Annotated in this window: 6 protein-coding genes and 2 pseudogenes; 5 read left to right on the plus strand and 3 right to left on the minus strand. The window is 73.8% G+C overall.

Annotation, left to right across the window (positions count from 1 at the left end):
* The 4 genes and pseudogenes from EAO70_RS39505 to EAO70_RS25310 form a co-directional block, all read left to right on the plus strand.
* Positions 1-486: pseudogene (locus EAO70_RS39505) on the plus strand (histidine kinase); the annotation flags it as partial.
* Positions 483-926, plus strand: a complete 444-nt coding sequence (locus tag EAO70_RS25300; protein WP_148005049.1) for a roadblock/LC7 domain-containing protein — start codon at positions 483-485, stop codon at positions 924-926. The pseudogene EAO70_RS39505 and the gene EAO70_RS25300, both read left to right, overlap by 4 nt.
* An 11-nt stretch (positions 927-937) precedes the next feature.
* Positions 938-1,393: a DUF742 domain-containing protein gene (locus EAO70_RS25305; RefSeq protein WP_148005347.1), complete on the plus strand. Its 456-nt coding sequence runs from the start codon at positions 938-940 to the stop codon at positions 1,391-1,393.
* Positions 1,374-1,979, plus strand: a complete 606-nt coding sequence (locus EAO70_RS25310; RefSeq protein ID WP_148005050.1) for a GTP-binding protein — start codon at positions 1,374-1,376, stop codon at positions 1,977-1,979. Before EAO70_RS25305 ends, EAO70_RS25310 begins: the two co-directional genes overlap by 20 nt.
* Positions 1,980-2,011: 32 nt before the next feature.
* On the opposite strand, the pseudogene EAO70_RS25315 reads toward EAO70_RS25310, so the two are convergent.
* The 3 genes and pseudogenes from EAO70_RS25315 to EAO70_RS25325 all read right to left on the minus strand — a co-directional run.
* A pseudogene (locus EAO70_RS25315) lies at positions 2,012-3,148 on the minus strand (lipid-transfer protein); the annotation flags it as partial.
* The gene (locus EAO70_RS25320) at positions 3,145-3,609 is read right to left on the minus strand and encodes a Zn-ribbon domain-containing OB-fold protein (protein WP_148005051.1); all 465 of its coding nucleotides are present in this window, start codon (positions 3,607-3,609) and stop codon (positions 3,145-3,147) included. The gene EAO70_RS25320 and the pseudogene EAO70_RS25315, both read right to left, overlap by 4 nt.
* 82 nt (positions 3,610-3,691) lie before the next feature.
* Positions 3,692-4,537: a M15 family metallopeptidase gene (locus EAO70_RS25325; RefSeq protein WP_148005052.1), complete on the minus strand. Its 846-nt coding sequence runs from the start codon at positions 4,535-4,537 to the stop codon at positions 3,692-3,694.
* Between EAO70_RS25325 and EAO70_RS25330 the strand changes: the two genes are divergently transcribed.
* The coding region (locus EAO70_RS25330; protein WP_148005348.1) for an NUDIX domain-containing protein at positions 4,536-4,880 on the plus strand (345 nt) is incomplete at its 3' end. The two genes, EAO70_RS25325 and EAO70_RS25330, sit on opposite strands and share 2 nt — an antisense overlap.

Genomic DNA, 4,880 nt, shown 5'->3' on the forward strand with positions numbered 1-4,880 from the left:
GGCCGGGCCACCGACGGCCCCGGCCGGACACCGGACGCCCCCGGCACCGGCCGGCCCGCCTACGGCGGCGGACGGGACGAACGCCCGGTGCCCCCCGGCGGCACCGGCCGTCCGGCCGACCAGCCCGTCCCCCCGCGCGGCACGGGCCGGCAGCACGGTCTGCCCCTCGCCCCGCGGGGAACCGGCCCGACCCTCGTCCCCGTACCGCCGGAGGTCCCCGAGCCGTTCGGTGGACTGCCCCGCCGCGTCCGCCAGGCCAGCCTCGCGCCCCAGCTGCGTGCGACGGACGGCCCGGCCGAGCGCGCCGACACTCGCACCGGCGCCGCCGCCGCACCCGCCGAACCCGACTCCTTCGAGCGCGACGCCGAGGAGGTACGCGCGCGCATGGCCGCCATGCAGCGCGGGTGGCAGCGCGGACGCCGGGACAACGCCGACCCTGACGACCCGACAGCACCTGGAACCACACCCGAGGGGGACGGTCGATGACCGCACCGAACGCCGCAGCACACAGCACCACCTCCGGAAACGGCAACGGCGAGCTGAACTGGCTCCTCGACGAGCTCGTGCAGCGCGTCGCCTCCATCCGCAAGGCCCTGGTGCTCTCCAGCGACGGACTCCCCACCGGCGCCTCCCAGGACCTGACCCGGGAGGACGGGGAGCACCTGGCCGCCGTCGCCTCCGGCTTCCACAGCCTCGCCAAGGGCGTCGGCCGCCACTTCGAGGCGGGCAAGGTCCGCCAGACCGTCGTCGAGCTGGAGGACGCCTTCCTGTTCGTCACGGCCGCCGGCGACGGCAGCTGCCTGGCCGTGCTCGCCGACGCCGACTCCGACGTCGGCCAGGTCGCCTACGAGATGACGCTGATGGTGAAGCGGGTCGGCGTCCACCTCGGCACGGCGCCCCGGACCGGTCTGCCCGCGGGAGGGTGAGAGGGGACGGCATGAGTGACGCAGTCGAGCGGAACCAGCTGAACCAGGAGAACCGGCCCACGGAGCCGGACCAGAACGCCGCCGCCCAGGCCCCGCACCACTGGTTCGACGACGAGGCCGGACCGGTGGTCCGTCCGTACGCGATGACCCGCGGCCGGACGAGCGCCGCCACCCGCCACCGGCTCGACCTGATCGCGGTGGTCGTGCCCGAGCCCGCCGCCGACGACCCCGGCCGGGACCAGACGCTCTCCCCCGAGCACGTGGAGATCGTCGAACGCTGCTCCGAGCAGCCCCAGTCGATCGCCGAGCTCGCCGCAGGACTCGACCTCCCCGTCGGGGTGGTCCGGGTCCTCGTCGGTGACCTCGTCGAGGACGAACTCGTCCATGTGACCCGCCCCGTTCCGCCGGCCGAGCTGCCGGACGTGAGCATTCTCCGCGAGGTGATCAATGGCCTTCGGGCGCTCTAGCCGCAAGAAGTCGTACGTCGAGCCGGTGACCCTGAAGATCCTCGTCGCGGGCGGGTTCGGGGTCGGGAAGACGACGATGGTGGGTGCGGTCAGCGAGATCCGGCCGCTGCGGACCGAGGAGGTCCTCAGCGAGGCGGGGCGGCCCGTCGACGACCTGCACGGCGTCGAGGCCAAGACGACCACGACGGTCGCCATGGACTTCGGCCGGATCACCCTGCGCGAGGACCTCGTCCTGTACCTGTTCGGCACGCCGGGCCAGGACCGCTTCTGGTTCCTCTGGGACGAGCTGGCCCAGGGCGCGCTGGGTGCGGTCGTCCTCGCGGACACCCGCCGCCTGGAGGACAGCTTCGCCGCCATCGACTACTTCGAACGGCGCGGCATCCCGTTCACGGTCGCGGTCAACTGCTTCGAGGGAGCCCGCAGGTTCCCGGCGGAGAACGTGCGCGGGGCGCTGGACCTCGACCCGGAGGTCGAGCTCGTGATGTGCGACGCCCGGGACCGCGAGTCCGTGAAGAACGTCCTCGTCGCCGTCGTCGAAAACGCATTGGTCCTGGCGGACCGCAGCCACGCCGCGGTGGGTCCCTGAGAGCGGTCCGCCTCAGACAGCGGCGGGCCGGGGAGTCCCGGCCCGCCCCCGGGCACCTGCCGAGCCCCCGCCGTACCCCGCAACTGCCAGGTCAGCTCGCAGACCTGGGCGATCGCCTGGGCCGGCACGGCCTCCCCGAACGACGCCAGCCCGCCGCTCGTGTTGACCGGCACACGCCCGCCGAGTGCGGTCGCCCCCTCCCGCAGCAGCTTGACCCCCTCGCCGGCCGCGCACAGCCCGATGTCCTCGTACCACTCCAGCTCCAGAGCGGTCGACAGGTCGTACACCTCCGCGAGCGACAGGTCCTCGGGACCGATCCCGGCCTCCTCGTACGCGGCCCGCGCGATGGAGGCGCGGAAGGACCGCGCGGCCGCAGGAACCGCCACCGCCGAGTCGGTCGCGATGTCCGGGAGGTCCAGCACCGCCCTGGGGTACACGGGGGAGACCGTCGACACGGCCCGGATCCGCACCGGATCGGGGTGCCCGTGGGCGCGCGCGAACTCCATGCCGGACAGCACGAGCGCGGCGCCCCCGTCCGAGGTGGCGCAGATGTCCAGGAGCCGCAGCGGATCGGCGACGACGGCCGAGGCGGCGACCTCCTCCGCGCTCACGCGCGCGCGGTAGCGGGCCAGCGGGTTGAGCGCGCCGGCCGCCGCGTTCTTCACCTTCACCTGGGCGAAGTCCTCCGGCGTGTCCCCGTACAGCGCCATCCGGCGGCGCGCGTAGAGGGCGAAGTACGCGGGGTTGGTGGCCCCGAGGATCCGGAACCGCAGCCAGTCCGGATCGTCGGGACGCTCGCCGCCCGCCGGGGCGAGGAAGCCCTTCGGCGTCGCGTCCGCGCCGACGACCAGGACGACGTCCGCAAGCCCCGCGAGGATCTGGGCCCGGGCGGTCCCGATGGCCTGGGCACCCGAGGCACAGGCCGCGTACACGCTCGTCACCCGCGCGCCCTGCCAGCCGAGGGCCTGGGCGAACGTCGCCCCGGCCACCTGGCCCGGGTATCCGCAGCGCAGCGTGTTCGCGCCGACGACCGAACCCACGTCCGTCCAGTCCAGGCCGGAGTCCGCGAGCGCGGCGCGGGCGGCGGTCGTCCCGTATCCGACGAAGCTCCGACCCCATTTGCCCCAGGGGTGCATCCCCGCCCCGAGGACCGCGATGTCGTCGTTCACGACCGCTCCTCCCGCCCGACGGGCCGCCAGTTCCAGGTGGTCCAGACGTGGTCGTCGTCCCCGTCGAGAACGCCGGGCACCACCTCGACCTCGGCCCCGACCCGGAGATCTGCCGTCGTCACCCCGGGGGCGGCCTGGCCGAGGACCACCATCGCCTCGGCCGCCAGCTCCACGGCCACGAGGGTGTACGGCTCCCAGGGCACGGCCGGATCGGAGACGTACGGGGCGGGCGGCCGATAGCGCCCGTCGGTGTACGACCAGACCCGGCCGCGCCGCGAGAGCGGGCACTCCAGCTGCTCCCCGCCGCCCGGGCAGAGCGGATTGCGGCACCCGTCGTCCGCCCGCGGGAAGAAGACCGACGCGCAGGCCGTGCAACGCGTCCCGAGCAGCCGGAACTCCGCCTCCGGCACGGTGTCGTCGGTGAACCACCCGGCCACCACCGGTGTGCGCGTCCGCGCCATCAAGGCCTCCCGTGCCCGCTGCCGATCCCTTAGCTGACGAAGCGTCAGAAGTGTGGCACGGGAGCCCCGCGGGCGAAAGACGTCAGTGGCCGGCCACCGACCTCCGGGCCACCGGGAAGTCGAAGAACGTGCTCGGGAACGGCTCCGCCTTGAAGGTGAAGTGCCACCACTCCTCCGGCAGGTTCACGAAGCCCTGCTCGGCGAGCGCGTTCCCCAGCAGCTGCCGGTGGGCCCGCTGCGCGCCCCGGATCCGCGGATCCGCGGTGTGCGAGAGCGTGTCGAAGCAGTCGTACCCCGTCCCCATGTCCACGGAGTTGTCCGGGAACCGCTTCGCACGCGGCGCGTAGCACTCCGTCAACGGCTCGCCCGGCACGTACGCGCGCGTGGGCACGGCCGGGAGCCGGACGATCGTCACGTCCACCGTCGAGCCCCGGCTGTGCCCGGACTTCTCCGCGATGTAACCGTCCGCGAACAACCTCGACTTGTCGACAAGAGGATAGAACTCCCTCTTCATCCGCTCGTCCGACAGGTCCTTCGCCCAGCGCACGAAGTGGTCGACGGCTCGCTGCGGCCGGTAGCAGTCGTACACCTTGAGCGTGTAGCCCCGGGCCAGCAGCCGCACCTGCGCGCGGTGCAGGGCCTCGGCGGCGGGCCGCGTCAGGATGCACAGCGACTGCCGGTAGCCGTCCACCGGCACGCCCGTGAAGTTGTGCGGCGTCGTGTAGCGGATCTCCTGGAGGATCGTCCGGTCCACGGAGGAGAGGGCCACGAACTCCCGCGGCGCCTTGGGCTCCGGCGCGGTGGACGCCGCCCGCGGGGGCGCCGGCACGGCTCCGGCGACGGCTCCCGTGACGGTTTCGGTGACGGCGAGCAGTCCGGCCGCGGCCGTGACGGCGAGGGTGCGTAAGAGGGTGGCGAGTGCTGTCATGCGCCCCGTGTACCAGTTCCGGCAGCGCCGGGAAAGGGTGATCGCATACGTTCGGCCCGTGAAGGACTCCCACTGCACGTTCTGCGGCGCCGCCCACTCCGCCGACGCCGGCTGGCCCCGCACCTGCCCGGCCTGCGGACAGACCGCCTACCGCAATCCGCTGCCCGTCGCCGTCGCTCTCCTCCCCGTCACCGACGGGGACGGCACCGGCCTCGTGGTCATCACCCGCACCATCGAACCCGCGCGCGGTGGGATCGCCCTGCCGGGCGGGTTCATCGACCACGGCGAGGACTGGCGCGCCGCCGTCGCCCGCGAACTGCGCGAGGAGACCGGCATCCCGGCC

Source organism: Streptomyces sp. adm13(2018) (genome assembly GCF_008042145.1).
Lineage (GTDB): Bacteria > Actinomycetota > Actinomycetes > Streptomycetales > Streptomycetaceae > Streptomyces.

Coding starts and splice junctions, on each gene's coding strand:
- EAO70_RS25320 (WP_148005051.1), bottom strand. CDS start 3,609: ATGGCGCGGACGCGCACACCGGTGGTGGCCGGGTGGTTCACCGACGAC.
- EAO70_RS25325 (WP_148005052.1), bottom strand. CDS start 4,537: ATGACAGCACTCGCCACCCTCTTACGCACCCTCGCCGTCACGGCCGCG.
- EAO70_RS25305 (WP_148005347.1), top strand. CDS start 938: ATGAGTGACGCAGTCGAGCGGAACCAGCTGAACCAGGAGAACCGGCCC.
- EAO70_RS25300 (WP_148005049.1), top strand. CDS start 483: ATGACCGCACCGAACGCCGCAGCACACAGCACCACCTCCGGAAACGGC.
- EAO70_RS25310 (WP_148005050.1), top strand. CDS start 1,374: ATGGCCTTCGGGCGCTCTAGCCGCAAGAAGTCGTACGTCGAGCCGGTG.